Origin of the sequence: Martinezella hainanensis, assembly GCF_900094555.1 — a bacterium.
Lineage (GTDB): Bacteria > Pseudomonadota > Alphaproteobacteria > Rhizobiales > Rhizobiaceae > Rhizobium > Rhizobium hainanense.
In genome coordinates this window covers 106,453-131,633 of sequence record NZ_FMAC01000004.1, presented here as the reverse complement: position 1 = coordinate 131,633, position 25,181 = coordinate 106,453, and the positions used below count along the sequence as shown (strand labels likewise).

The window sequence follows — 25,181 nt, the reverse complement described above, 5'->3', positions numbered from 1 at the left end:
TACCGATTGATAAATGGTCGATTGCGCAATGCAGCAATGCACTGATAGCATAGCTATGAAAATTTACTGCCCAAAAAACGCTTCTTTTGCAGATTCGCGGCGTTCGGATTTTCACTGCAGGAATCAAACAATCGCGATAAAGGCCGGCAATCGCACGGTTCGTAACGTTACGTCTTGCTTCGTGAGCGTTCGCCAAGCCGCTGGGCGAATCCAGTCATGCATTTTTGCAATACCCGAAACCCTTCATATGCACTGCGCCACGGAAAATCCATAGAATTCGTAGGGTTACGTGACAATTTCGCGATATATTTTTGCAAATACATCCCTAGCCAAGCTTCTCTCGCCGTTATATCTGTCGAAACATGTCGACATCTTTGGGGAGAATTAAGATGACCACCAGCCGACGCCAATGGATCAAGCTTGCAACCGCCGCAGTATCAGCCGCATGGCTCGGCCTTTCGGTCGTTCCGACGCCGGCGCTCGCCGCCGACAAGATCGTCGTCTTTGCCGCCGCCAGCATGAAGAACGCGCTCGACAATGCCGATGCCGCCTTCACCAAGGAAACCGGCAAGGAAGTCACCGTCTCCTATGCTGCAAGCGGACCGCTTGCCAAGCAGCTGGAAAACGGCGCACCCGCCGATGTCTTCATTTCGGCCGACACCAACTGGATGGACTATGTCGCAGGCAAGAAGCTGATCAAGGACGACAGCCGGGTAAACCTCCTCGGCAACAAGCTTGTTTTGGTCGCCGCCAAGGACAAGGCCAAGCCGGTCGAGATCAAGCATGGCTTTGATCTCGCCGCCCTGCTCGGCGACGGCCGCCTGGCGATCGGCCAGCCGGAATCGGTGCCTGCGGGTAAATATGGCAAGACTGCGCTGGAAAAGCTCGGTGTCTGGTCTTCGGTCGAAAAGAAGGTTGCCGGCGCCGAAAGCGTCCGCGCCGCACTCGCGCTGGTCTCGCGCGGCGAAGCCCCGTATGGCATCGTCTATCAGACCGACGTCTCGGCCGATCCGGGCGTTGCCGTCGTCGGCACCTTCCCGGCAGACAGCCACCCGCCGATCGTCTACCCCTTCGCCATCACCAACAGCAGCAAGAACCCGGACGTACAAGCCTATTTTGACTATCTGAAATCGGCTAAGGCTGTTCCCTTCTTCGAGCATGAGGGCTTCACCATCCTGAAGCAGTGAGCGTCATCACCGCAAATCAGGTATGAGGTTCGATATCAGGCTCGCCGACCATGGCGGGCCTGAGATGTTTTAAGGGGCAGAGCTTGGAAGCATTGAGTTTGAGCAGCGACGAATGGACGGCCATCGAGCTGAGCCTGCGCGTCTCCATCGTCGCGATGCTGGTGAGCCTCCCCTTCGGCATCGGCGCCGCATATCTGCTTGCGCGTGGCCGCTTCTGGGGCAAATCGATCCTCAACGGCCTCATCCATCTGCCGTTGATTCTTCCGCCTGTTGTCACCGGCTTCATCCTTCTCATCCTCTTCGGCCGCAGGGGGCCGATCGGCGCGCTCTTCGAGCAATATCTCGGCCTCGTCTTCTCCTTCCGCTGGACGGGTGCCGCACTTGCCTGCGGCGTCATGGGCTTTCCACTGATGGTCCGAAGCATCCGCCTGTCGATCGAAGCCGTCGACCGCAAACTTGAGGAAGCCGCCGGCACACTCGGCGCCAGCCCCATCTGGACCTTCGGGACCGTGACCCTGCCGCTGATTCTGCCCGGCATCATCGCCGGCATGATCCTCTCCTTTGCCAAGGCCATGGGCGAGTTCGGCGCCACCGTCACCTTCGTCTCCAACATTCCAGGCGAAACCCAGACGCTGTCTTCGGCGATCTACACCTTCACCCAGGTGCCGGGCGGCGATGCCGGAGCCATGCGGCTCACCATCGTCGCGATCATCATTTCAATGGCAGCGTTGCTCGCCTCGGAATTCCTCGCCTACCTCGCCGGCCGCAGGGTGGACTTCGAATGACGCTCTCGGTCGATATCCGTCATCGCCTCGGTGCCTTTTCGCTGGAGGCTTCATTCACATCGGAAGGCGGCGTAACCGCCCTTTTCGGCCGTTCCGGCTCCGGCAAGACGTCGATCGTCCGCATCATTGCCGGCCTCACCCGGCCAGACCAGGGCCGCATCAGTCTTGACGGCACGGTACTTGCCGATACCAGCAGGCAAATCTTCGTGCCGCGCCACCGCCGTCGCTTCGGCTATGTCTTTCAGGAGGCGCGGCTGTTTCCGCACCTCTCCGTGCGGCAGAACCTCAATTACGGCCGCTGGTTCGCTCCGCGGAACGAGCGCAGCGAGAGCTTTGACGGCGTCGTCGATCTTCTCGGCATTGGCGCGCTGCTGGACCGCCGGCCGGCAAAGCTTTCCGGCGGCGAGAAACAGCGTGTCGCGATCGGCCGTGCCCTGCTTTCCTCACCGCGACTGTTGTTGATGGACGAACCGCTCGCCGCGCTCGACGAAGCCCGCAAGGCGGAAATCCTGCCCTATCTCGAGCGGCTGCGCGACGAGACGAAGATACCGATCATCTATGTCAGCCACTCCATCGCCGAGGTGGCGCGGCTTGCCAACCGCGTCGTCGTCATGCGCGACGGCAAGGTCGAGACGATCGGCGCCGCCGTCGACATCTTCAGCCAGCTTTCCGGCCCGCTGGCCGCGGACCGGCGCGAAGCCGGCGTGCTGCTCGAAGGCCGTGTGGAATCGATGGACGATCGCCATCATCTGACCGTCGTCGCGCTGAAGGCAGCAAAACTCTTTGTGCCGGGCCAGGCGGCCGCTATCGGCAAAACCGTACGCGTCCATATTCCGGCTCGCGACGTCATGCTGGCGACAACTAGGCCCGAGGGGCTCAGCGCCCTCAATATCCTCGACGGTAAGGTGCTGGGGATCGGCACGGCAGTCGACGGAACGGCGGAAGTCAGGATCGATTGCGGCGGCGACATCGTGACAGCCCGCATCACGCAATTCTCGGCCGAGCGGCTGGGGCTGCGCATCGGCCTGCCAATCCATGCAGTCATCAAAACCGTGGCACTAGAACACTGATCAGGACTTTTCCGAAGAAGCCTCGGCCGGGTTGCGATTGATCTCGAGCCAGTTCAGATCGTCGGCTATGGCCGCGCGCAGCGTCGTTTCCATACTGCGGAAGCGCCGCAGCAATTCCTCGCCGAATGGCGTCAGGGCGGCTCCGCCACCCTTCTGGCCGCCACGTTGCGATTCCACAACCGGTTCGCGGAACATATGGTTCAATTCGCTGATGAGCAGCCAGGCCCGGCGATAGGACATGTCCATGGCACGGCCGGCGGCCGAGATCGAACCGGTTTCCTGGATATGTTCGAGGAGCTCCATCTTGCCGCGCCCGAGCCGGTCCTGCCCCGAAAAGCTGATGCGGAGAATGGGCTTCAACGGTGGCTGCGGAGCATCTGTCATGACATCTGTAGCGTTTGAGATCTGCTTGGAGCGTGATGCCGAAAAGTGTAGGCGGTTTTCGGACGACATCACGCTCTACTTCTTTGATGCTAGAGCGGATTCAGATTTTAGGTCGAACAGACCTAAAATCATCCGGCTCTAGTGTATACGCGGCCTTCGCCCGGCTGTACATGCCGGCGGGAAATGGACAAGCCGCGGCGTCGGCCTATCTGATCTTCCATGGAAAGCACATTGGCGCACAGAAGCAAGAATCGCGCGGGCCGTGGGTTTTAGAGGAGGAGATCGATGCCGGCCTATATCATTTCCGACGTCACCATCAGGGATGCCGAGGCCTTCCAGACCTACCGGACCCGCGCAGCCACCTCCATCGCCCATTATGATGGGCACTATCTTGTCCGCGGCGGCCCGATCGAAAAGCTGGAAGGCGACTGGTCGCCGCAAGCGATCGTAATCGTGGAATTTCCGGACCTGGAACAAGCGAGAGCCTGGTATGGCTCACCGGAATATGCACACGCTCTCGAAGTCCGCGATCGGGCTCTCAGCCGCAATCTCATTCTGGTCGACGGAGTAAGCCTGGAAGCCTGATTTCGGCCGCCGGCGCGAATATTCACCCATATCTGGTGCGAAAGCGCCCTATTCGGACACAAATCCTTGTCTTCAACGCCTCAAGATGGCCGCCAGCGTCTTGAAACCTTAATGCTTTGATGCCTATCTTTATCATGTGATCGACTCAGATCACTTACGTGCATGTTCTGTTACTCAAGGAAGGAAGAGCACTGACAACAGTACACGCCAAGGGAAGAACGCCTGTCGTTATCCCGAAGAGCTCGGAACGTGGCGCCGATGCCGCTGCCCGCGCCCTGCAAGCCGTCCTCGTTAGCCTCGAGGATTCCAAGGCCGAAAATATCGTCACCATCGACATTGCTGGCAAATCTGCGCTTGGAGACTACATGGTCGTCGTCTCCGGCCGATCGAACCGCCATGTCGTGGCGATTGCCGACCATCTCATGACCGACCTGAAGGACGAGGGCTTCGGCAATGCCCGCGTCGAGGGTCTCGATGGTGGCGACTGGGTGTTGATCGACACCGGCGACATCATCGTTCATGTCTTCCGACCCGAGATCCGTGAGTTCTACAACATCGAAAAGATGTGGGCCGCACCCGATCTCGACGAAGGCACGCTGCACTAACCGACCCCGGAACGCTTTCCCGGCCCGGTTCGCAGCTTTTAGATCGCCGGAGATGAGCCTCCGGCAAGGGTTTCGTTTTGTGCCGCCATGACGGCGGATATGCGTGGGAGCGGGTATGCGGATAGGTCTCTTTGCGGTGGGACGGCTGAAAGCCGGCCCTGAAAAGGATCTTGCGGCTCGCTATCTCGACCGTTTCGCCAAGGCCGGGCCGGCCATCGGCCTGGAAATGACGCGCATGACCGAGGTTGCCGAAAGCCGTGCTTCCAATAGCGAGACCCGCAAGCGCGAAGAGGCGGGTCTGCTGCAAAAGGCGCATCCCGAAGGCGGTGTCCTCATTCTTCTCGACGAGCGCGGCAAGGCGCTCGATAGCGAAGGCTTCGCCGCCATGCTCGGGACATACCGCGATCAGGGCAAGCGCGACCTGACGATCGCCATTGGCGGCGCTGACGGTCTCGACCCATCCCTTTACGACAAGGCCGACATGACCATTTGTCTCGGCAAGCTGACATGGCCGCACCAGCTGGTCCGCATTCTCATTGCCGAACAGCTCTACCGCGCCGTCACCATCCTCTCCGGCCACCCCTACCACCGGGTGTGATTGCTTCATCCATTTCGAAAACAGTTTGGCTTTCGGTTCTTTTGCGTTAACGAAACGCTCACACAGGCGTGTTTTGATTCCCGCCCTGAAAATGACGATGCTTCCTAGCCGATCGCGGCAAATCAGCCTATTTTCACGCGATCTGAAGGGACCAGGCCCGAACCGACTGGATGAGAAAAGCCCCGCCCATGCTTTCGCGTCTCGTGCTGCCAGCTTTGGCGGCATCTCTCGGCATGGGCGCTTATATGACAGGCCCTTTCTCCCGGGAGGATGTTGCCGTCGCACAGGAAGCTGATGCCATCGCGCCGCAGGCGCCCGACGATCGCCCTTCCACGACGACATCGGCACTGCCTGGGCAACAGGCGCCTGACCCGGCGGCAGACCTTGCCCGCAAGCGCGATGAAACTCGCACGCAGCTCGACGCACTTTCAAAGACGATCAGTCTTTCTTCAGACAAGACCAAGGAGCTGGAAGACAGCATCGCATCGCTCGACAAGAGCACCGCCAGCCTGCGCCAGGCACTGATCGATAGTGCCGCCCGCCGCAAGGACTTGGATCGCAAGATCCAGCAGAGCGAGAAGACGCTGACGGATCTCGCCGTCAAGGAAGACAAGATCCGCGCCTCCCTGCATGATCGCCGCGCGCTGCTCGCCGAGGTTCTGGGCGCCCTGGAGCGCATGGGCCGCAATCCGCCGCCAGCCCTGCTGGTGACGCCGGACGATGCGCTCGCCTCGGTGCGCAGCGCCATTCTTCTCGGCGCCGTCGTGCCCGGAATGCGCAAGGAAACCGACAAACTCATCGCCGATCTTACGGATCTGAGCAAACTGAGGGCCGATGCAGCCGCCGAAAAAGCCAGCTTCACCACCACCGTGACCAACAGTCTGGAGGAGGAGCGGCGCATGGATCTGCTGATTGCGGAAAACGACAAGCACAACAAGGAAAATACGACCCAGCTCGAGGCGGAGCGCAAGCGCGCGGAAGAGCTGGCAGGCCAGGCAACCAGCCTGGAGGGCCTCGTTGCCTCGCTTGAAAGCCAGATAGGCTCCGTGCGTGACGCCGCCGCAGCAGCCCGTGCGGAAGAAGCGCGCCGGGCTCAGATGACCGAACAGCAGCGCGAGCAGGCGAAAGCCCTTGCCGAGAACGGCGTGCCCGATAAAAACCGCATTACGCCCGCATATCCCTTCTCAGACCTGAAGAAAAAGTTGGAGCTGCCCGTGGCGGGCGATATTCTCCGCCAGTTCGGCGACGACGATGGCACGGGCCACACCGCGATGGGACTGACCGTCGCGACCGGTCCGGATGCGCTCGTCACGGCTCCCGCCGACGGCACGGTCGTCTATGCCGGCGCATTTCGCAGCTACGGACAGATGATCATCCTGGATACGGGCGACGGCTATCACATGGTGCTGTCGGGCATGGACGCGATCAAGACGCGCCCTGGCAGATTCGTCTTCGCTGGCGAGCCGCTTGCCACAATGGGCCAAAAAAGAGTCGCGAGCGCGACCGCATTGGCGCTGGAAACGGATCGGCCAACGCTTTACATTGAATTCCGAAAAGATGGAAAACCGGTCGATTCTCGGCCCTGGTGGACCTCCAAAGACACTGGAAAGGCACGCAATGATACGTAGGGCTTCTCTTGTTCTCGTCGGCGCATTGATGGGTGCGACCGCGATGGGCGTTATCTACTCGGCGGTAGCGCCGGCGGAAGCCGCTGGCACTTCCACCTATAAGGAGTTGTCGATTTTCGGCGACGTCTTTGAGCGCGTCCGCGCGCAGTATGTGACGCCGCCGCAGGAAGACAAGCTCATCGAAGCCGCCATCAACGGCATGCTCTCTTCGCTGGACCCGCATTCGAGCTACATGAACGCCAAGGATGCGGAAGACATGCGCACCCAGACCAAGGGTGAGTTCGGCGGTCTCGGCATCGAAGTGACGATGGACAACGACCTCGTCAAGGTCATCACCCCGATCGACGACACGCCCGCCGCCAAGGCTGGCGTCCTTGCTGGCGACTATATCACCGCCATCGACGGCCAGTCCGTCCGCGGCCTGAAGCTGGAAGACGCCGTCGAGAAGATGCGCGGCCCGGTCAAGACGCCGATCAAGCTCACCCTGATGCGCAAGGGCGTCGACAAGCCGATCGAGCTCACCGTCATCCGTGACGTCATCGCCGTTGCAGCCGTCAAGTCGCGCGAGGAAGGCGGCGATGTCGGCTATATCCGCATCATTTCCTTCACCGAAAAGACCACGCCGGACCTCGAAGCTGCGATCGCCAAGATCAAGAAGGATATCCCGGCCGACAAACTGAAGGGTTATGTCCTCGATCTGCGCCTCAACCCGGGTGGCCTGCTCGATCAGGCGATCAACGTTGCCGACGATGTGCTTGAGCGTGGCGAGATCGTTTCCACCCGCGGCCGCAATCCGGACGAGACCCGCCGCTTCAACGCCACGCCCGGCGATCTGACCGACGGTAAGCCGATCATCGTGCTCACCAACGGCGGCTCGGCTTCCGCTTCGGAAATCGTCGCCGGCGCCCTGCAGGATCTGCGCCGCGCCACCATTCTCGGCACCCAGTCCTTCGGCAAGGGCTCCGTTCAGACGATCATTCCGCTCGGTGATGGCAACGGCGCGCTGCGCCTGACGACGGCGCTCTACTATACGCCCTCAGGCCGCTCGATCCAGGGCACCGGCATCACGCCTGATATCAAGGTCGACCAGCCGCTGCCGGATGATCTGAAGGGCAAGCTGACGACGGAAGGCGAATCCAGCCTGCCGGGCCACATCAAGGGACAGAGCGAAACCGACAAGGGCTCCGGCTCGTCGGCCTATGTGCCGCCGGACCCGAAGGACGATATCCAGCTCAACTACGCGCTCGACCTGCTGCGCGGCGCCAAGACCGATCCGGCCTTCCCGCCGAACCCCGAAAAGGCGGTTTCCTCCAAGTAAGGATTGGCGCCGGGCTGGAAACAGACCCGGCGCTTTCATGATGAGGGAGCGGGATAACGCGTATCGTTCCGCTCTTCTCCGCCAGCCTCAATTTCATATGAATCCGGCCTTGTTCGGAAACAGTTTTGTTCATGTTCTAGAGCAATTCCAGGAAAAGTGCGCAGCGGTTTTCCGTCCGGAATTGCGTGAAAACAAAGAGATAGAGCGGTTCAGAGATTCCATGAAAACTGAACCGCTCTAGCACTTTGAGTGCCGCGGGCATTTTTCCGCTTCGCCGCGAGCGATATGCTCGAGGCCGATACAGTTTTCCGCTTGGGGTGGATTGAAATTTGGGAACGGATTTGCATGCACCGTTGGGACAGAATCGCGGCCCCGGCCGCCAGCGGCGCTCCATCCCCTTTGGGCGCATTCTCGGCGGCTTCTGTCTGATCGCGATCGCCGGCTTTTCTCTCTATTCGGCGCTTCTGCGCGATCACCTGCAGAAGACCCAGCCGGTAGAGGCGGCAAAGAAGGAAGATCCGGCCCCTCCGGCCGAAACCAAGCCTGCTGCGACCGAGAAAATCGACCAGGCCGGGTTGACGCAGGTCGATCCGCAATCCGGCGCCAATGCCACACGCATCGTTACCGGCGACGGTTCGGTCGTCACCATGTTCAGCCCGAACAATCGGGACGGCAGCGGCCCGGTATTGATCAACGCCAATCAGGTGGGCCAGGACCCACGCATGGCGGCAACGCCGAATGACAGCCTGCTGGAGGATTCGCCCTTCGGCAAGCTGCCGATCACCTCACCGAGCGGCCTGAGGCCGATGGATCAATATGCGCGGCCCTGGTCAGGCGCTCGCGGCACCCGCGTCGCCATTGTCGTCAGCGGCCTTGGCCTCAGCCAGACCGGCACGCAGCGCGCCATCGAGAAGCTGCCGGAAGAAATCACGCTCGCCTTTGCCGTCAGCGGCAACAGCCTGCAGCGCTGGATGCAGGAGGCACGGCGCGGTGGCCATGAGATCCTCATCCAGGTGCCGTTCGAGCCCTTCGACTATCCCAGCAACAATCCAGGCCCGGATACGCTGCTGACCTCGCTGTCGGCTGCAAAGAATGTCGAAAACCTGCACAAGGCGATGGGCAAGATCACCAATTACACCGGCGTGATGAACTATCTCGGCGGCCGCTTTCTGGCCAATCCCGGCGCCATGGAACCGGTGCTGCGCGATATCGGCAAGCGCGGCCTGCTGTTCCTGGATGACGGCTCTTCGGCGCAATCCAAATCCGGAACGCTCGCCAAGACGCTGGACGTGCCGCATGCTTTTGCCGACGTGCAGCTCGACGGCGAACTGCAGCAGGATGCGATCCTCAGGAAACTCGACGAGCTCGAGCGCATCGCCCGCCGCAATGGTTCCGCGATCGGCGTCGCCTCCGCCTTCGACGAGAGTGTCGACGCCATTAGCAAATGGAGCGAGGAGGCCGCCATGCGCGGCGTTGAAATCGTCGCCGTCTCGGCGCTTGCCGACGACCCGAAACATCCCTGACCCCTGGCCTGGTTCCCTGGGCCTGACCCTGGAGAGAGAAATGAGCACGCCCCACGCGCCCGTAAGAGCCGAAGACCTGCCCTACCGCCCCTGTGTCGGCATCATGATCCTGAACCGGGATGGCCTGGTCTGGGCCGGCCGCCGCATTCCGGACGGCAATTCCGAATATGACGGCTCGCCGCAGCTCTGGCAGATGCCGCAGGGCGGCATAGACGAGGACGAAGATCCGCTGAAAGCCGCCTATCGCGAGCTTTACGAGGAGACGGGCATGAAAACCGTGACCCTGATGGCGGAAGCGAAGGACTGGATCAATTACGATCTGCCGCCGCAGCTGATCGGCATCGGCCTCAAGGGAAAATATCGCGGCCAGACGCAGCGCTGGTTCGCCTTCCGCTTCGACGGCGACGAGAGCGAGATCGCCATCAACCCTCCGCCGGGCGGCCATGAAGCGGAATTCGATGCCTGGGGATGGAAGCCGATGGCCGAGCTTCCCGGATTGATCGTCGCCTTCAAGCGATCGGTCTACGAGCAGGTCGTTTCGGAATTCAGCCATCTGGCCGGCCTGAAGGCCGAGGACTGAACGAAGACAACCGGCCGCTTGGCGGCCGGTTTCGTAAGATGTCGATTATTCTGCGGAATCGGCGGAGTCAGCGTTGAGCTGGCCGTACTTGGCTTCGCCGATTTTTCCGAGCAGCTCGAGCTGGGTTTCGAGGAAGTCGATATGGCCTTCCTCATCCGTCAACAGCTCTTCGAACAGCTTCATGGAAACATAGTCGCCAGCGTCATGACAGATATCGCGCGACTTCTTGTAGGCCGTGCGGGCGTCGTATTCGCCGGCAAGATCGGCTTCCAGCACTTCCTTGACGTTCTGACCGATGCGCAGCGGCGCCAGCGTCTGCAGATTGGGATGACCTTCAAGGAAGATAATGCGAGCGACGAGGCGGTCGGCGTGCTGCATTTCCTCGATGGATTCCGCACGCTCCTTCTTGGCAAGCTTGGTGTAGCCCCAGTCCTCAAGAAGCCGATAGTGAACCCAATACTGGTTGACTGCGCCAAGCTCGAGGAACAGCGCCTCGTTAAGCCGCTCGATGACTTTTTTGTCGCCTTTCAATGTCCGCTCTCCTGTTGTCTTCATGGAATTTTTTCAGGCGGGACATGAAATCAAATATTTCGGCTTCCGTCGAGTGCCGACGGGCATGATAATCTTCGGTTGTCTGTATAATGATATCAACAACATTCGGGAAACAGCCGCAGCAGCGGCCGCGCTTTTCCATGGCGTGATAAACCTTGGCGGGAACGATGAGCTGCCAACAGTCCTGATCGAGGAGTTCGGTGATGACCTCCCGGATTTCCTTGTCGGTGATGTAATTACAACTGCAAACCAGCATTCTTCGCTCAGCCCGTCAAACATGACATCCGCTGTCTTGTTATCTGCTAAAGAAGACGCCCTTTGTCAAGAAAGAAACGATTCATTTTAATCGCCGGTTTGATTGGATGACAGGAGCATTGGCTCGCGACCTCCGGATGAAAGGCCCCGAATCTCTCGGAATCTCCCAGAATTTCAATGGAAATTGCGACCTCGCGGCATGACCTTTGCCGTTTCCACGCCATTGCTGCGGCCTTCCGCCGCTGTCCCTGCACCGGATGGACGCAGCAGCAGGGCAGATTTTTTCTTCTGCCGGTGATCCATGGTCGGCCGTAGCGCCTCATCTGCCCGGTCGCTGACGCCAAAACGCCTTGCCTCGCGCTGTAGGATGCCGAGTGCCGGCGTCATATCCTCGATATGATCGACCACCACATGGATGACGCCGCTTTCGCTCTGCAGGCGGCCGCGGATCTTCACCAACCGTGCCCCCATGACAATGGCACGGTATTTCTCGAACTTCTTCGGCCAGACGATCGCATTGGCGACGCCGGTCTCGTCTTCGAGCGTCATGAAGATCACCCCCTTGGCCGAGCCCGGCCGCTGGCGCACCAGCACCAGCCCGGCGATCGTCACCATCCGGCCATTGGCGACACCGGGCAGTTCCCGGCTCCGTACAATACCCTGCCGCGCGAAATCGGCGCGCAGGAAGGAAACCGGATGCGCTTTCAGCGACATGGACAGATAGCGATAATCTTCGGTGACCTGCTCGCCGGGTAGCATCTCGGGCAGAGAAACCGCCGGTTCGAGCTGCAGATCCGCATGGTCGCCGAGATCGAAGAGGGGAAGCTTTTCGGCAGCGCTGCTGGCATCAAGCGCCCGCACCGCCCAAAGCGCCTCACGCCGGCTGAGGCTGATGGAACCGAACGCATCCGCATCCGCCAGACGCTCGATCTGCGCCTTGGCAAGTCCGGATCGTAGCCAGAGATCGCGCACCGAGCGATAACCATCACCACGGCGCTCGACCAGCTGCTTCATCTCATCCTCGGACAGGCCCTTGACCTGCCGGAAACCGAGGCGGACGGCACATTGCGTCTTGATGATCTCGCGCATCGACGCATGACGCTGCTCGACCGAACTGCGGTCGAAAGACGCCTTTTCCAGCAGGCAATCCCAACTCGAATGATTGACATCCACCGGCCGCACCTCGACGCCATGCTCGCGCGCATCGCGCACCAGCTGCGCCGGCGCATAAAAGCCCATGGGCTGAGCATTGAGGATCGCCGTACAGAAGACATCGGGATAATAGGCCTTGAGCCAGGAGGAGGCATAGACGAGCAGGGCAAAGGACGCCGCATGGCTTTCCGGAAAGCCATATTCGCCGAAGCCTTTGATCTGCTCGAAGCAGTTCTTGGCGAACTCACGGTCGTACCCCTTCGCGGCCATACCCTCGACCATCTTCTCCTCGAAAGTATGGATAGTCCCGGTTCGCTTGAATGTTGCCATAGCCCGACGCAGCTTGTCCGCTTCCGCAGGCTTAAATCCAGCCGCCGTAATGGCGATCTGCATCGCCTGTTCCTGAAAGAGAGGAACGCCCAGCGTACGTTTTAACACCGCCTCCAGCTCCGGACTCGGATAGTCGAGTTTTTTCCCCGCCCGCTTGGCCTCCCGTCGCTTGAGATAGGGATGCACCATATTGCCCTGAATCGGACCGGGTCGGACGATCGCCACCTCGATGACTAGATCATAGAACTCCCGGGGTCGAAGGCGCGGCAGCATGCTCATCTGCGCCCGGCTTTCGATCTGGAAAACGCCGATCGTGTCGGCGCGGCAGATCATGTCATAGACAGGTTCGCCATCCGGGTAATTGGCGTAACCAAGATCGGCGAGCTCTTTCTTCACATCGTAATTGAGCAAAAGCAGATCGAAAGCCTTGGCGAGACAGGTCAGCATGCCGAGCGCCAGCACGTCGATCTTCAATATGTTGAGATTGTCGAGATCGTCCTTGTTCCACTCGATCATGTAGCGATCGTCCATCGCCGTGTGCATGATCGGCACGACCTCATCCAGCCGATCCCGGGTGATGACGAAACCGCCGACATGCTGGGTCAGATGCCGGGGAAAACCCATCAGCGTCGAGGCATAGGACAGCACGTTCTTTGTCGTCTTGTCCTTGAGATCGAGACCGGCAATCTTCGCCTCGCGCTCGGACAGATCCTCCGTCGACCAGCCCCAGACACCGCTTGCAAGAGCCGACTGCACATCCTCCGACAGGCCAAAGGCTTTCGCCACTTCGCGACCGGCCGAGCGCGCCCGATAGCTGGTGACCGCCGCCGTCAGCCCGGCATACTCCATCTTGTAATGACGGTAGATGAATTGGATGACCTCTTCACGCTTCTCGTGCTCGAAATCGACGTCGATGTCGGGTGGTTCCTCGCGCTCCGTCGAGATGAAGCGCTCGAACAAAAGCGTCGTGATCTTCGGATTGACTTCCGTGATCCTGAGACAATAGCAGACCAAGGAGTTGGCGGCCGAACCGCGCCCCTGACATAGAATGTTCCGGCTGCGGGCAAACTCCATGATGCGGCGCACCGTCAGGAAGTAGGGCTCATATTGCCGCTCGCGGATAAGAATAAGCTCGTCATTGATCTGTTTGACGACCTCTGCGGGAATCTCATCAGGATAGCGCCATCTGGCCCCCTCCCAGGTCAGCCGCTCCAGCGTTTCCGAGACGGTTTCGCCAGGAACACTTTCGTCGGGATAATTATGCTTCAGCTCATCCAGCGAAAAAGATAGCCGGCTAAAAAACTTCTGCGTATTGGCGATGGCCTTTGGATAATCTCGAAAGAGACGCGCCATCTCGCCAGCATCCTTCATATAGCGCTCGGCATTGGCCGCCAGCCTGAAGCCGGCCTCGGCGATCGGCACATGCTCCCGAATCGAAATCACGATATCGGCGAGCGGCTTACGTTCGGTCGCGTGATAGAGCGGCTGGTTGCTGGCGATCAGTCGCACGCCATTGCGCTGCGCCAGAATGGAGAGCGTGGCAAAGGTCATCCGGTCCCGCCCGTCATAGGCCGGCGACAGGATCATATGAAACTTTCGGCCGAAGCGCATCCATAGCCGCTTCAGGCACTCATCCAGCTTTGACTGCTCCTCGGGCGTCTCGACACTCTCGGCATCGGGAATAAGCGCTAGCATCATCTCGTCGCCCCATTCCACGAGGTCGCTTTCAGTGAGGATGCAGGTGCCTTTCTCGCCGCGTAGATTGCCGGCGCTCAAAAGCCGGCAGAGATGCGCCCAGCCCTTGCGGTTCTGAGGATAAGCAAGAATGTCAGGTGTGCCATCCGAGAACACCAGACGGGCGCCAGGCTGGAAACGAACCGGCTTCAGGAACGGCTTTTCCGGCTTTCCCTGGGCTCGAAGCAGAAGATTTTCCTTGATGGTGTCTTCATGTTTCGCCTGGAGAAGCTTGGTATGCGCATGCGCCTTGACGACGCCTGCAACCGAATTGCGGTCGGCAATCCCAAATCCGGAAAGTCTCAGGATGGCGGCCTGCGCCACGATCTCTTCCGGATGCGAGGCTCCCTCGAGAAAGGAGAAATTCGTTCTGACCCCAATCTCGCAGAAGGGTACGGGTTCGTGAAAGCTCGGGCGCGCGTTCATGCGAAGACCCCATGCATGTACCAGTCCGGCGCCGTTCCACCGCGACCATAAAGCCCCTTGCGGAACAGCCAGAAACGATGACCCTCTTCATCCTCGATCTGGAAATAATCACGGGCAGGCTCTTCCTTTTCCTCGAGCCACCATTCCGCCGAAAGCCGCTCCGGCCCCTCGGCCCGGCTGACCCGATGCATGACCCGCCGCCAGCGGAACTGCCGAGGAGGGCCGTCAGGCACTTCGGCGGCAATGGTTTCGACCAGCTCCGGCATGCGGAACAGCCGCAGCGGCCGCTCGCCGCGGAAGAAGCCATGGCCGGCATCCTCCTTGCCTGTGCGCCGCTTTGAAGCGAGGATCGTCATGGCCGGCAGCGGCCGCACGGCCCGCTCGGGGATATGGCTCTGTCGCAGCTCGAACCCCTGCAGGCAGTCCGGTCCCAGCCGCGCGGCCACGCGATCGACAAAGGCGGCAAGCGACCCTTCCTGGCGGTCCTCGCCGACGAAATCGCCTTGCGTTGCATCGAAAGGCGCATGCTGAAGCACATTGAGGCGGATGATTTCGAAACCGTAGCCGATATCGAGATCGTCATGAATGGCGCCGAAGCGCTCCGTGAACAGGCTTGAAATCCGGCTCGGCTCCCGCAGCGGCTGCGATGCGCCGGCGGCGATGCGGAAGACCGCGCCATCCACCCGGAAAAGCAGAAGTTCGAAGGAGCGGCCGCCGACGCCGCGCGCCTCCAGCCCCGGCTTCAGGGTTTCGGCAAGCTGGCGGGCAAGCTGCAAAATATCGTCTTCCGCCTGCACCGGCTCGGCCAGCCGGCGCTCGGCCGACAATTGCGCGACCGGGCGGCGCGGCGAGATCGGCTCCTCGACGAGACCAACGGCCTGGTCGAGCCGCAACAGCAGTTGCGCGCCGAAGCGGCGGGCAAGTGGCGCGCGCGGCGCGGCCAGAAGATCGCCCACCTGCTTCAGACCCATCTTCTGCAGGGCCGCGACAGTCTCCTCGCCGAGCCTCAGGGACGCCACGGGCAGCGGCGCCAAGGCTTCTTCCATGGCTTCGGGAGGAACGAGGCGGCTGTCGTCAAAGCGGGCAACGGCCCAGGACAAGCCCGGCGCGGAGGAAATGGCGCCGCGCACATCGAAGCCCAGCCGGGAAATCCGGATCAGTATGTCCTCGAGCAGCGCTTCCTCGCCGCCGAAGAGATGGGCGCAGCCGGTAATATCGAGGAAAAGCCCATCCTTGCCGTCGATCGCCACCAGCGGCGTATAGCGGTCGCACCAGTCGGCGATCGCTTCCAGAAGCTTGCGGTCCGCCGCCGGATCCTCCTCGACCACATCGAGATCGGGACAGATCGCCTTCGCCTCGGCCACGCCCTGACCCTGTTTCAAGCCGATCATCTCCGCGCGCTCGTTAAGAGCTGTCAGTCGCATGGCATTGTTGAGCTTGCCGGCACAAGCAAGCGGCGGCGCTTCAAGCCTGCCTGTCGAACGCCAGGACAGACCCCAGCGCTTGCGCGCGATGCGGTCGGTCGGCAGATGCGGAAAGGTCAGCGCCAGAATGCGCTGCGTGTTCGCCGGGAAAGGCAGGGCGTTGAGTGTCGAGGATAGGGGCAAAGCGGCGGTCATGGGCATTCCACTCCAGGGTTATGGAAAGGGGCGCCGGGTTTCGGCTTTTTTCCAAGGTCAGACGAAAGGCCGGATGACCGATGCTGCCGCCAAGCACCGATCCGTCCGGCAGGGGCCGCGCCTGCGCCGGCGCGGGTTCGACGGAAAAGCGGAAGAGGGCGCTGCTTGCCTCCTCCTCGCCTCCCTGTCGCAACAGAAACAAGGGCCGCCCCGCCGCCTTGGCCCTCAGCGCCAGCCGCCGGCTTTCGGTCAGGCCGAAACGGGCGGGATTGCCGCGCACTTCCAGAATGACGAGAGCAAAGGCGGCACTGCCAAGTGCTGCCTCCGCCACCCAGAGCGCATCGTCCAGCTTGCGCGGCGAGGCCTGCAGGAAAGCCGCAGGCTCCAACCCGAAATCGCTGACGCCGATGGCATAGGGCACGCCCGCCTCCATCGTCGCGACCGTATCGCCGATCCACAGGACCGGGGACTTGGACACGGCCGTATCCGACGCTTGCGCATGCAGCCGCGCTGCGAGCGCCAAAGCAAAACCGCTTGCCACCCCGGCATCGCGCAGGCCGTGCGAGCGGATTTCCGTCAGCGCATCGAGCGGCAGGCCGCCCTGCAGCGCCGCGTCGAGATCATCGACGCCGATCGGAAGGAGCGGCTGGGAAAGTCCGGTTTGCGCGGGCAGGGGCTTCGCAATGCCCGCCGTCCCCATCCCCGGCCTGTCTGCCAGCGTTTCACGCGCCGCTGCTGCCAGTGCCGGGATCGGCCTGCCTTCCAGTCGGGCAATGGTTTCACGCAGGGCAAAAAGCGTTTCCCGCGCCACGGCAGCCTCGGCCATGACGTTCACTCCAGATCGATAATGTTCCTGTTATGTTCTTATGGATTCCAGAGCTTGGAGAAAGAGTCAACACCATTTCATGAGAAAATATTCCTCTGCTCAGAGTTGGATGATTTCAGGTTGAAATGACCTAAAATCTGAATCCGCTCTAGAATCAAAGAAGTAGGGCATGATGGCGCCCGAAAACCGCTCAAACACTTTTCGGCGCCATACACTAATCCGCTCTCGTAAAAGCAGCATAAAGTCTCTATATGACCAGCCAAGGAAGGAATATTCATGGCTCGCGTCGACCAGAGCGAAGATTGGCGGGACCGCCACTCGCCCTCCATCAGCACATTCGAATCTCTGGCAATGGAGGCTTACAGCCACCTGCCGGACGAATTCCGCTCGCTCACCGGCAATCTCGTCATTCTCATCGAGGATTTCCCGGATGACGAGGTGTTCGAGGATATGGCGCTGGAAACCCCTTTCGACCTGCTCGGCCTCTTCGAAGGCCGCGGCATCTCGGAGCGCTTCACCGCCCAGACCGGCGACATGCCCAACAAGATCCGCCTCTACCGCCGGCCGATCATCGACTATTGGGCTGAAAACGAGGAAACCCTCGGCGACATCATCACCCATGTCCTGATCCACGAGATCGGCCACCATTTCGGCCTGAGCGACGAGGATATGGAGCGCATCGAGGAAAGCGCCGAAGAAGCGACGGATCGATGATATCGACCCCGACCGTAGGCGGCCAGGGTGAAGAACTTCAATCGACGCTTACTGCTCGGAAAGCTTCATATCCGGATCGTAATCCTTGCCGGCCACTTCCTTGACGACGGCCTGGCCGCATTCCATCCGGCCGCTTGCGGAGTTGAAGCCATAGGTCGGCGAGCCGTATAGCTCCCAGCCCTTGTTCAGCGCTGCACTCACCTTGTGGCAGAAGGAAGCGTCATCAGGACCGGTGAGGAAGCGATAGAGTTTCATCAAGGCATCTTTCGTGTTTGGCCGGTCAATTCGACAGTCAGGCCCCGGTGCGGGGCGCTGCGGCGGCGCCCAAAGAGCGCTGCTCGATCAGGCGAGCTTTATGAATGAGTCTTTCCGCCTGGACAAGGTGCAGCCGCTCCACCATCCGCCCGCCGATGTTCACGACATTGAGAGCTTCAGCGCCCGGCTCGGCGAAGGCTGATATGATGGCCTCGGCCTCGGCGATGGCAGCCTCAGCCGGGCCGAAATGCCGGTTGGCGGCCTCGATCTGGCTCGGATGGATCAGCATCTTGCCGGTAAAGCCCATGGCGACACCCTGGCCGCATTCCGCCTCGAATTCTTCGGCATCCTTGAAATCGTTGAACACGCTGTCGATGGCCTCGAGCCCATAAGCGCTGACGGCCAATATCACCTGCATCAGCCAGGGCACGAGATAGGGGCGACCGGGTTGCGGCAGGACACCCGTTTCCTTTCTGAGGTCGTTGAGGCCGACGACGAAACAATCGAGCCGGCTGCCGGCCGTACGGCCGGCCTCGGCGATTGCGGCCGCGTTCAGAATGCCGCGCGGCGTCTCGATCATCGCCCAGATGCGCAACTCTTCCGGCACATCGGCTTCCGCGAGCCAGTCGCCGACCATCATGACATCCTGCGGCTCGTCCACCTTCGGCAGCAGCACCGCATCCGGCTCCAGCTCCGCAACCAGCGCCAGGTCGTCGGCGCCGAAATTGGAGGAAAGCGCATTGATGCGGATGATCCGCTCCTTGCCCGGCAGCGGCGCGACAGCAAAGAAGGCTCTCAGATTCTCCCGCGCCTCGGCCTTTTTCTCCGGCGCCACCGAATCCTCAAGATCGAAGATGACGGCATCGCAATCGAGGCTCGAAAGCTTGTCCAGCGCACGACGGTTGATGGCGGGAACGCTCAAGACCGAGCGGCGCACCCGGGCGGGGCGGGAAGGGGGATTCTGGCTCTCAGATTGGCTCATTGTGCCGTTTTGCCGCGCTTTTACGCGCCAGGCAAGTCAACAAAAAGCCATGCTCCTCTTGCAGATGACAGGGAAGAGGGCCACATTGCTTGCTGTAGAGAGGTCTCGACCATGCAGAATATCCGTTCCCTGTTCATCGCGCTTGCCGGTATCACCGTGTTTGCAGCCATGGCGTTGTTTACCGTTTCGGTCACGCTTGCCGTCGGCGCTATTCTCACCGTGCTGATGGCAGCCCGTGCGATTTCGCTGCGCATGAAGCCGGCACCGGTGCGCGCCAAGGCGAAGACGAACGGCCAGCGCGAAATGCGCATCTGGAACGACGGTCGCGGCACCATCATCGATCTCTGAGATTGAAAGCAGGGCAGGGCGGCCCATTGCCGGCCGCCGGCACCCGTTTGCCCGGTTCAAGCCACGTGCTGAAGGGCAAGGGCGACCAAAGCGCCGCCTTTTAGAGCATTTCCAAGATTCTCCTTCATTTCGGGCCGGATTTGCTCTATTGGCAGGATAATTCGTGCTTAGACGAAAATGAAGGCAGGACCCCATGGACAAGTTCGTGAAGTTGACCGGTGTCGCAGCACCCCTCCCGGTCGTCAATGTCGATACCGACATGATCATCCCGAAGGATTATCTGAAGACCATCAAGCGCACGGGTCTCGGCAAGGGGCTCTTCGCTGAAGCCCGCTACAATGAAGACGGCACGCCGAACGAAGATTTCGTGCTGAACAAGCCGGCCTACCAGAACGCCAAGATCCTCGTCGCCGGCGACAATTTCGGTTGCGGCTCCTCGCGCGAACACGCTCCCTGGGCGCTGCTCGATTTCGGCATCCGCTGCGTCATCTCGACCAGCTTCGCCGATATCTTCTACAACAACTGCTTCAAGAACGGCATCCTGCCGATCAAGGTCAGCCAGGAAGATCTAGACAAGCTGATGGACGACGCTTCGCGCGGCTCCAACGCCATCCTGACGGTCGATCTGGAAAACCTCGAAATCACCGGCCCGGACGGCGGCTCGCTGAAGTTCGAACTCGACGAATTCAAGCGTCACTGCCTGCTGAACGGCCTCGACGATATCGGCCTGACGCTGGAAAAATCCTCCGCGATCGACACTTTCGAAAAGACGAACGCCGCATCGCGCCCCTGGGCCGCCTGATCGGCTTATCCTTATCTCTAGCGTTTAGAAGCCGGGCCTTACAGCCCGGCTTTTTTCATGCGGACACAAAGGTCCCCTCTCCCCGCATGCGGGGAGAGGGGACTATTCCGTTAAAACGGCTCAGGCACCATCTTTCCCGCCCGCTGTAATATGTTCGACAAGAAGGGGGTCCATACAGACCTGCCGAGAGCTTTCGGGCCTCTCTCCCACCCCCCTAAATTCCTCTCCACACACTGGAGCTTCTCCATGACCTCCCTTCCCATTGTTGGCGCCGCCATGACGCTCGACGACGTCGAAATCCATCGCAACTGGCTGCTGGAAAAGCCGCGCGATCTGGAGCTGCAGAGCTTCGTCGAAGCCGAAATCCTGAGCGGCGACTGGGCTCCGCTTGCCGAGCGCGCCCGCAAGCTGCTCGACGGCCATGAGGGCCGCCTCGGCATCCACGGCCCGTTCTGGGGTTTCGTCATCGCCTCGCAGGACCCGGATGTCCGCGCCGTCGTCACCAAGCGCCTGCTGCAGGCCCTCGACGTCTGCGCCAATATCGGCGCCACGCAGATGGTCATCCATAGCCCCTATACGTCGTGGTCCTACAACAACCTCGACAACAACAAGGGCGAGCGCGAGAAGATCATCGAATACACGCACCTGACGCTGAAAGAAGCTGTCAAGCGCGCCGAAGACATCGGGCTCACCATGGTCATCGAGAACATCGAGGACAAGGATCCCCATATCCGCGTCGGCCTCGCCGACAGCTTCAATTCGCCCGCCGTCGCCGTTTCGATCGACACCGGCCACGCCTATTACGCCCATGGCTACACGGGCGCTCCGCCGGTCGACTATTACGTCCATGCCGCCGGCAACCGCCTGCAGCATGTCCACCTGCAGGATGCCGACGGCTATGCCGACCGTCACTGGAGCCTCGGCGAAGGCAGCATCCACTGGCGCGCCGTCTTTGCCGCCCTTGGCAAGCTCAACAGCAATCCACGCCTGATCATCGAGATCAAGGACAAATCGAAGATCCCGGCATCAGCAGCCTACCTCGCTTCGCTCGGTCTGGCCGAGTAAAGCACTCACTACCCGCCCTCGTGGTTCGAGACGGCCCTTCGGGCCTCCTCACCATGAGGGCTAATCTCCTCATCAGACTATCAACCCGCTCCGCCCTCATCCTGAGCCTGTCGAAGGATCAGGCGGCCCCTCCGGTTAAGTGCAAAAGCACCAGCCCTCACCCTGAGGAGGCCTGCAAGGCCGTCTCGAAGGGCGAGGGCGGGTGGGTAGCCGCAAAAGCCCGAAAACCGTACCGTTTCGGTCTCTTCCTCGCTTGAAAAGCCGCATTTGCAGGTCTAAAAACCCCGCAACTTTTTCTTTCGCGGAGGCTTTCCCATGACAGTTCGCAATCTCTTCCTCCTGCCGGGTGACGGCATCGGTCCCGAGGCTATGGGCGAAGTTCGCAAGATCATCGCTTACATGAACGAGGCCGAGAATGCCGGCTTCGTCACCGATGAGGGCCTTGTCGGCGGCAGCGCCTATGACGCCCATGGCGCGGCGATCTCCGATGCAGATATGGCAAAGGCGATGGCGGCTGACGCCGTGCTCTTCGGCGCCGTCGGCGGTCCGAAGTGGGATGCTGTCCCTTATGAAGTCCGCCCGGAAGCCGGCCTGCTGCGCCTGCGCAAGGATCTTCAGCTGTTCGCCAACCTGCGCCCGGCCATCTGCTATCCCGCCCTGGCATCGGCTTCGTCGCTGAAGCCGGAGCTGGTCGACGGCCTCGATATCCTCATCATCCGCGAACTGACAGGCGGCGTCTATTTCGGCGAGCCGAAGGAGATCATCGACCTTGGCAACGGCCAGAAGCGCGGCATCGACACTCAGGTCTACGACACCTACGAGATCGAGCGCATCGCCGGCGTCGCCTTCGAACTGGCGCGCACCCGCAACAACCGCGTCTGCTCGATGGAAAAGCGCAACGTCATGAAATCAGGCGTGCTCTGGAACCAGGTCGTCACCGCGACGCACAAGGAAAAATATTCCGACGTGCAGCTCGAACATATGCTGGCTGACGCCGGTGGCATGCAGCTCGTTCGCCAGCCGAAGCAGTTCGACGTCATCGTGACGGACAACCTGTTCGGCGACATGCTGTCCGACGTTGCGGCCATGCTCACCGGCTCGCTCGGCATGCTGCCATCCGCTTCACTCGGCGCACCCGATGCCAAGACCGGCAAGCGCAAGGCGCTCTACGAGCCCGTGCACGGCTCCGCACCCGACATCGCTGGCAAGGGCATCGCCAACCCGATCGCCATGATCGCTTCCTTCGCCATGTGCCTGCGCTACTCCTTCGGCCTGGTTACCGAAGCCGACGCGCTGGAAAAGGCGATCGCCAACGTGCTCGACAGCGGCATCCGCACCGGCGACATCATGTCGGCAGGCAGCCGCCAGGTCGGCACCGCCGAAATGGGCGACGCCATCCTCGCCGAATTCAAGGCCCTGTCGGCATAATCGCCGGCATAAGTCGCCTGATATATTTCACGTGAAACACGAAGGCCCCGTTCTTCGCCGGAACGGGGCTTTTCATTGCAAGCAGGATAGTCTCGTCTGAGCCCACGATCGCCGCTTCGGCTCGTGTCGTTAATTTTTAGAAAATTAGAAAAACTGTAACAACAGCCTGTTATTTGTCGAGGTGATTGGAAATCGACAATAGGCAATGATTATGCAGGCGATCTTGACGTCTCTCGACAGGCGTTGGCGGCGAAGCGATGCGGCATTTGCACCATCTCACTGGAAAATTTGCCTTTTTCTGACCGCCAATGTCGTGCTTCTTTCGGCTCTCCTGTTCGATTGGCCCGTCGGCGCGACCCTGAAAAGCCTGTCGCCATCCATTCGCTTCGTCGGAGGAATGCTGACCAATTTCGGCGAATCCGGCTGGCTTCTCCTCGTCAGCGCCTTCCTGCTCGTCGAGGGCTGGGCCGGCAGCAGGCTGCTGCATTCCCAACGCTGTCGCTGCCAGGCGCTGCGCATCTGCCAGATCGGCGGCTATCTGCTGACGACCATTGCGCTTTCCGGCCTCCTTGCCAATTTGCTGAAGCGCGCCATCGGCCGCGCGCGTCCGACGCATTTTGCCGATTGGGGTCCCTTTGGCTTCTCGCCCTTCAACGGCCGCGCCAGCTTCGAAAGCTTCCCGTCAGGCCATGCGACCACCATCGGCGCCCTGTTCGTGGCGCTTGCCTTCCTGTTCCCGCGCTATCGCTACATCTTCGCGGTCTGCGCCCTGTGGCTGGCGATCACCCGCGTCATGGTCGGCGCCCACTATCCGAGCGACGTGATAGCCGGCCTGGCGCTCGGCGGCTGGTTCTCCTTCATGGTGGCGATCGTCTATGCGCGCTACGGCCTGCTTTTCCGTATCAACGCCGCCGGCTGGCCGACGCCGCGACTGCCGCTTTTCAAAAGCGGCAAGCCTCGACAGGCCGATTCCTGAGCTTGTCACGCCTGCATCGCAAAGGTTGCCAAGGCCCTCGCGCATTCATATATCTGGCAAGGTAGGGGTGGCTGAAGGTGGTCAACCCGATTTCGTTTGCGATGAATACCATGGATGCCGGACCGATACGTTTAAGCGAAAGGCAGATGGGATTGATTTCCCGAGCACTTGCCGAGCCGCGACGCGTGCAGATCCTGAAGGAGATCGGCACACGGACTGAGCCCACGCCCTGCAGCATCCTGAACGAATGCCACACCGTCAGTGCCGCGACGATGTCGCATCACATCAAGGAACTTGAAAATGCCGGTCTCATCGAGATCCAGCGCGAAGGCAAGTTCGCGAACCTCGTGCTGCGCCGCGACACGCTGAACGCCTATATGGCAGAGCTTTCCAAGATCTGACACTTCCATCCATGCCATCAGCATTTCTTGCTGTGGCCCTTGTATCAATTAGATGATTATCTAAATATCAAAGTGACGATGCGAAACGGTTTTCGGGTCGCATGCGCCAAATGATTTGATGATTGTAAAACTGTCTAATAATCTCCGAAGGAAGCTGACATGAGCAAACTGACAGGCAAGGTCGCAATCGTGACCGGAGCATCCAAGGGCATCGGCGCCGGTATCGCCAAGGCGATGGGCGAGGCGGGCGCAGCCGTCGTCGTCAACTACGCCTCAAGCCGCAATGGTGCCGACAGGGTGGTAGCCGAGATCACCGCCAAGGGCGGCAAGGCGCTCGCCGTGCACGGCGACGTTTCCAAATCCGAAGACGTCAAGCGCCTCTTTGAGGAAACGAAACAGGCCTTCGGCCGCGTCGACATCCTCGTCAACAATGCCGGTGTCTATCAATTCGCGCCGATCGAGGAGTTCACCGAGGAAGAATTCCATCGTGAATTCAATATCAACGTGCTCGGCACGCTGCTGACCAGCCGGGAAGCTGTCAAATATTTCGGCCCGGAAGGCGGCAATATCATCAATATCGGCTCCAACGCCGTAAGCATGAACCTGCCGACTGCGTCCGTTTACACCGCAACCAAGGCCGCCGTGGATTCCATCACCAAGATCCTCGCCAAGGAGCTCGGTTCACGCAATATCCGTGTCAACAACCTGGCGCCTGGCGGCGTCGAAACCGAAGGCGTCGTTACCGCGGGCCTCATCGGCAGTGATTTCGAGAAGCATCTCGTCTCCCAGACGCCTCTTGGCCGCCTCGGTCAGCCGACCGATATCGCCCCGGTCGCCGTCTTCCTTGCATCGCAGGATGCCGCCTGGGTGACCGGCGAAACCATCTATGTCGGCGGTGGCTTGAAGTAACTCATCAACTGAAACATCGCCCTCCGACACGAGGGCGATGTCCTTCCGCGCGGCATAACCGCGTGCCCTGCCAATACATTAGCAGGCGATTGCCAAACCACCTCATTTTCCTATTTAGTAGAGCTGTTCGGGTTTTCCGCATGT

At 60.6% G+C, this 25,181-nt stretch carries 26 protein-coding genes and 1 pseudogene; 19 read left to right on the top strand and 8 right to left on the bottom strand.

The window, feature by feature from the left end:
- Nucleotides 1–389 precede the first annotated feature (389 nt).
- From modA to modC, 3 genes are all read left to right on the top strand, one after another.
- The gene (gene modA, locus GA0061100_RS14335) at nt 390–1,187 is read left to right on the top strand and encodes a molybdate ABC transporter substrate-binding protein (RefSeq protein WP_075853398.1); all 798 of its coding nucleotides are present in this window, start codon (nt 390–392) and stop codon (nt 1,185–1,187) included.
- Nucleotides 1,188–1,270: 83 nt separating this feature from the next.
- Nucleotides 1,271–1,972: a molybdate ABC transporter permease subunit gene (gene modB / locus GA0061100_RS14330; protein ID WP_075853397.1), complete on the top strand. Its 702-nt coding sequence runs from the start codon at nt 1,271–1,273 to the stop codon at nt 1,970–1,972.
- Entirely contained in the window at nt 1,969–3,042 is a 1,074-nt protein-coding gene (gene modC / locus GA0061100_RS14325) for a molybdenum ABC transporter ATP-binding protein (RefSeq protein WP_075853396.1), read from the top strand. Before modB ends, modC begins: the two co-directional genes overlap by 4 nt.
- Here the strand turns inward: modC and GA0061100_RS14320 are convergent, their stop codons facing one another.
- Nucleotides 3,043–3,426: a winged helix-turn-helix domain-containing protein gene (locus GA0061100_RS14320; protein ID WP_075853395.1), complete on the bottom strand. Its 384-nt coding sequence runs from the start codon at nt 3,424–3,426 to the stop codon at nt 3,043–3,045.
- 285 nt (nt 3,427–3,711) lie between these two features.
- Here GA0061100_RS14320 and GA0061100_RS14315 point away from each other — a divergent pair, with 285 nt between their 5' ends.
- The 7 genes and pseudogenes from GA0061100_RS14315 (at nt 3,712) to GA0061100_RS14280 (ending at nt 10,263) form a co-directional block, all read left to right on the top strand.
- Nucleotides 3,712–4,011, top strand: coding sequence for a DUF1330 domain-containing protein (locus GA0061100_RS14315; RefSeq protein WP_075853394.1), 300 nt, complete (start codon nt 3,712–3,714; stop codon nt 4,009–4,011).
- A 162-nt stretch (nt 4,012–4,173) separates the two neighbouring features.
- Nucleotides 4,174–4,616 (top strand): annotated as a pseudogene (gene rsfS, locus GA0061100_RS14310) (ribosome silencing factor).
- 115 nt (nt 4,617–4,731) lie between these two features.
- The gene (gene rlmH, locus GA0061100_RS14305) at nt 4,732–5,214 is read left to right on the top strand and encodes a 23S rRNA (pseudouridine(1915)-N(3))-methyltransferase RlmH (RefSeq protein ID WP_075853392.1); all 483 of its coding nucleotides are present in this window, start codon (nt 4,732–4,734) and stop codon (nt 5,212–5,214) included.
- 188 nt (nt 5,215–5,402) lie between these two features.
- The gene (locus GA0061100_RS14300) at nt 5,403–6,842 is read left to right on the top strand and encodes a murein hydrolase activator EnvC family protein (protein WP_244557839.1); all 1,440 of its coding nucleotides are present in this window, start codon (nt 5,403–5,405) and stop codon (nt 6,840–6,842) included.
- Nucleotides 6,832–8,160: a S41 family peptidase gene (locus GA0061100_RS14295; RefSeq protein WP_075853390.1), complete on the top strand. Its 1,329-nt coding sequence runs from the start codon at nt 6,832–6,834 to the stop codon at nt 8,158–8,160. Before GA0061100_RS14300 ends, GA0061100_RS14295 begins: the two co-directional genes overlap by 11 nt.
- A gap of 329 nt (nt 8,161–8,489) precedes the next feature.
- A complete protein-coding gene (locus tag GA0061100_RS14285; protein WP_075853388.1) occupies nt 8,490–9,683 on the top strand; it encodes a divergent polysaccharide deacetylase family protein in 1,194 nt (397 codons plus the stop codon).
- 40 nt (nt 9,684–9,723) lie between these two features.
- The gene (locus GA0061100_RS14280; RefSeq protein ID WP_075853387.1) at nt 9,724–10,263 is read left to right on the top strand and encodes an RNA pyrophosphohydrolase; all 540 of its coding nucleotides are present in this window, start codon (nt 9,724–9,726) and stop codon (nt 10,261–10,263) included.
- A 45-nt stretch (nt 10,264–10,308) separates the two neighbouring features.
- On the opposite strand, the gene bfr is transcribed toward GA0061100_RS14280, so the two are convergent.
- Both bfr and GA0061100_RS14270 read right to left on the bottom strand, forming a co-directional pair.
- Nucleotides 10,309–10,794 carry a bacterioferritin gene (gene bfr / locus GA0061100_RS14275; protein ID WP_075853386.1) on the bottom strand — a complete coding sequence of 162 codons (486 nt, stop codon included), beginning with the start codon at nt 10,792–10,794 and terminating at the stop codon, nt 10,309–10,311.
- Entirely contained in the window at nt 10,760–11,032 is a 273-nt protein-coding gene (locus tag GA0061100_RS14270; RefSeq protein WP_245304927.1) for a (2Fe-2S)-binding protein, read from the bottom strand. The genes bfr and GA0061100_RS14270 overlap by 35 nt, the downstream gene beginning before the upstream one ends.
- On the opposite strand from GA0061100_RS14270, the gene GA0061100_RS35110 reads away from it, so the two are divergent.
- Entirely contained in the window at nt 10,919–11,161 is a 243-nt protein-coding gene (locus tag GA0061100_RS35110; protein ID WP_425298683.1) for a hypothetical protein, read from the top strand. The two genes, GA0061100_RS14270 and GA0061100_RS35110, sit on opposite strands and share 114 nt — an antisense overlap.
- 83 nt (nt 11,162–11,244) lie before the next feature.
- Here GA0061100_RS35110 and GA0061100_RS14265 read toward each other — a convergent pair whose 3' ends face one another.
- Genes GA0061100_RS14265 through GA0061100_RS35105 form a run of 3 tightly spaced genes read right to left on the bottom strand, consistent with a single transcriptional unit; the run spans nt 11,245 to nt 17,157 of the window.
- The gene (locus tag GA0061100_RS14265; protein WP_075853384.1) at nt 11,245–14,712 is read right to left on the bottom strand and encodes an error-prone DNA polymerase; all 3,468 of its coding nucleotides are present in this window, start codon (nt 14,710–14,712) and stop codon (nt 11,245–11,247) included.
- Complete coding sequence (locus tag GA0061100_RS14260) at nt 14,709–16,136, bottom strand: Y-family DNA polymerase (RefSeq protein ID WP_244557850.1); 1,428 nt, start codon at nt 16,134–16,136, stop codon at nt 14,709–14,711. Before GA0061100_RS14260 ends, GA0061100_RS14265 begins: the two co-directional genes overlap by 4 nt.
- Before the next feature lie 40 nt (nt 16,137–16,176).
- A complete protein-coding gene (locus tag GA0061100_RS35105) occupies nt 16,177–17,157 on the bottom strand; it encodes an ImuA family protein (RefSeq protein ID WP_244557838.1) in 981 nt (326 codons plus the stop codon).
- A 276-nt stretch (nt 17,158–17,433) separates the two neighbouring features.
- Here GA0061100_RS35105 and GA0061100_RS14250 point away from each other — a divergent pair, with 276 nt between their 5' ends.
- Nucleotides 17,434–17,871 carry a metallopeptidase family protein gene (locus GA0061100_RS14250; RefSeq protein ID WP_075853381.1) on the top strand — a complete coding sequence of 146 codons (438 nt, stop codon included), beginning with the start codon at nt 17,434–17,436 and terminating at the stop codon, nt 17,869–17,871.
- Between the two features lie 48 nt (nt 17,872–17,919).
- Here the strand turns inward: GA0061100_RS14250 and GA0061100_RS14245 are convergent, their stop codons facing one another.
- A complete protein-coding gene (locus GA0061100_RS14245) occupies nt 17,920–18,126 on the bottom strand; it encodes a DUF1737 domain-containing protein (RefSeq protein WP_037155128.1) in 207 nt (68 codons plus the stop codon).
- 37 nt (nt 18,127–18,163) lie between these two features.
- On the bottom strand, nt 18,164–19,108 hold the full coding sequence (locus tag GA0061100_RS14240) for an HpcH/HpaI aldolase/citrate lyase family protein (protein ID WP_075853380.1): 945 nt from the start codon (nt 19,106–19,108) through the stop codon (nt 18,164–18,166).
- 111 nt (nt 19,109–19,219) lie between these two features.
- Here GA0061100_RS14240 and GA0061100_RS14235 point away from each other — a divergent pair, with 111 nt between their 5' ends.
- From GA0061100_RS14235 to GA0061100_RS14200, 7 genes are all read left to right on the top strand, one after another.
- Entirely contained in the window at nt 19,220–19,456 is a 237-nt protein-coding gene (locus GA0061100_RS14235; RefSeq protein WP_075853379.1) for a hypothetical protein, read from the top strand.
- A gap of 193 nt (nt 19,457–19,649) precedes the next feature.
- Nucleotides 19,650–20,258, top strand: a complete 609-nt coding sequence (gene leuD, locus GA0061100_RS14230) for a 3-isopropylmalate dehydratase small subunit (RefSeq protein ID WP_075853378.1) — start codon at nt 19,650–19,652, stop codon at nt 20,256–20,258.
- Between the two features lie 246 nt (nt 20,259–20,504).
- Nucleotides 20,505–21,323, top strand: coding sequence for a sugar phosphate isomerase/epimerase family protein (locus GA0061100_RS14225; protein ID WP_075853377.1), 819 nt, complete (start codon nt 20,505–20,507; stop codon nt 21,321–21,323).
- Between the two features lie 315 nt (nt 21,324–21,638).
- Complete coding sequence (gene leuB / locus GA0061100_RS14215; protein WP_075853375.1) at nt 21,639–22,751, top strand: 3-isopropylmalate dehydrogenase; 1,113 nt, start codon at nt 21,639–21,641, stop codon at nt 22,749–22,751.
- A gap of 211 nt (nt 22,752–22,962) precedes the next feature.
- Entirely contained in the window at nt 22,963–23,727 is a 765-nt protein-coding gene (lpxE, locus tag GA0061100_RS14210; protein ID WP_075853793.1) for a lipid A 1-phosphatase LpxE, read from the top strand.
- 146 nt (nt 23,728–23,873) lie between these two features.
- Nucleotides 23,874–24,128, top strand: a complete 255-nt coding sequence (locus GA0061100_RS14205) for a winged helix-turn-helix domain-containing protein (RefSeq protein WP_083961366.1) — start codon at nt 23,874–23,876, stop codon at nt 24,126–24,128.
- A 159-nt stretch (nt 24,129–24,287) separates the two neighbouring features.
- Complete coding sequence (locus GA0061100_RS14200) at nt 24,288–25,037, top strand: SDR family NAD(P)-dependent oxidoreductase (RefSeq protein WP_075853374.1); 750 nt, start codon at nt 24,288–24,290, stop codon at nt 25,035–25,037.
- The last annotated feature ends 144 nt before the right edge of the window (nt 25,038–25,181 follow it).

Coding starts and splice junctions, on each gene's coding strand:
- modA (WP_075853398.1), top strand. CDS start 390: ATGACCACCAGCCGACGCCAATGGATCAAGCTTGCAACCGCCGCAGTA.
- GA0061100_RS35105 (WP_244557838.1), bottom strand. CDS start 17,157: ATGGCCGAGGCTGCCGTGGCGCGGGAAACGCTTTTTGCCCTGCGTGAA.
- GA0061100_RS14235 (WP_075853379.1), top strand. CDS start 19,220: ATGCAGAATATCCGTTCCCTGTTCATCGCGCTTGCCGGTATCACCGTG.
- GA0061100_RS14250 (WP_075853381.1), top strand. CDS start 17,434: ATGGCTCGCGTCGACCAGAGCGAAGATTGGCGGGACCGCCACTCGCCC.
- lpxE (WP_075853793.1), top strand. CDS start 22,963: ATGCAGGCGATCTTGACGTCTCTCGACAGGCGTTGGCGGCGAAGCGAT.
- GA0061100_RS14240 (WP_075853380.1), bottom strand. CDS start 19,108: ATGAGCCAATCTGAGAGCCAGAATCCCCCTTCCCGCCCCGCCCGGGTG.
- GA0061100_RS14260 (WP_244557850.1), bottom strand. CDS start 16,136: ATGCGACTGACAGCTCTTAACGAGCGCGCGGAGATGATCGGCTTGAAA.
- GA0061100_RS14320 (WP_075853395.1), bottom strand. CDS start 3,426: ATGACAGATGCTCCGCAGCCACCGTTGAAGCCCATTCTCCGCATCAGC.
- GA0061100_RS14200 (WP_075853374.1), top strand. CDS start 24,288: ATGAGCAAACTGACAGGCAAGGTCGCAATCGTGACCGGAGCATCCAAG.
- GA0061100_RS14265 (WP_075853384.1), bottom strand. CDS start 14,712: ATGAACGCGCGCCCGAGCTTTCACGAACCCGTACCCTTCTGCGAGATT.
- leuD (WP_075853378.1), top strand. CDS start 19,650: ATGGACAAGTTCGTGAAGTTGACCGGTGTCGCAGCACCCCTCCCGGTC.
- GA0061100_RS14245 (WP_037155128.1), bottom strand. CDS start 18,126: ATGAAACTCTATCGCTTCCTCACCGGTCCTGATGACGCTTCCTTCTGC.
- rlmH (WP_075853392.1), top strand. CDS start 4,732: ATGCGGATAGGTCTCTTTGCGGTGGGACGGCTGAAAGCCGGCCCTGAA.
- GA0061100_RS14295 (WP_075853390.1), top strand. CDS start 6,832: ATGATACGTAGGGCTTCTCTTGTTCTCGTCGGCGCATTGATGGGTGCG.
- leuB (WP_075853375.1), top strand. CDS start 21,639: ATGACAGTTCGCAATCTCTTCCTCCTGCCGGGTGACGGCATCGGTCCC.
- GA0061100_RS14225 (WP_075853377.1), top strand. CDS start 20,505: ATGACCTCCCTTCCCATTGTTGGCGCCGCCATGACGCTCGACGACGTC.
- GA0061100_RS14205 (WP_083961366.1), top strand. CDS start 23,874: ATGGGATTGATTTCCCGAGCACTTGCCGAGCCGCGACGCGTGCAGATC.
- GA0061100_RS14315 (WP_075853394.1), top strand. CDS start 3,712: ATGCCGGCCTATATCATTTCCGACGTCACCATCAGGGATGCCGAGGCC.
- modC (WP_075853396.1), top strand. CDS start 1,969: ATGACGCTCTCGGTCGATATCCGTCATCGCCTCGGTGCCTTTTCGCTG.
- GA0061100_RS14300 (WP_244557839.1), top strand. CDS start 5,403: ATGCTTTCGCGTCTCGTGCTGCCAGCTTTGGCGGCATCTCTCGGCATG.
- GA0061100_RS14280 (WP_075853387.1), top strand. CDS start 9,724: ATGAGCACGCCCCACGCGCCCGTAAGAGCCGAAGACCTGCCCTACCGC.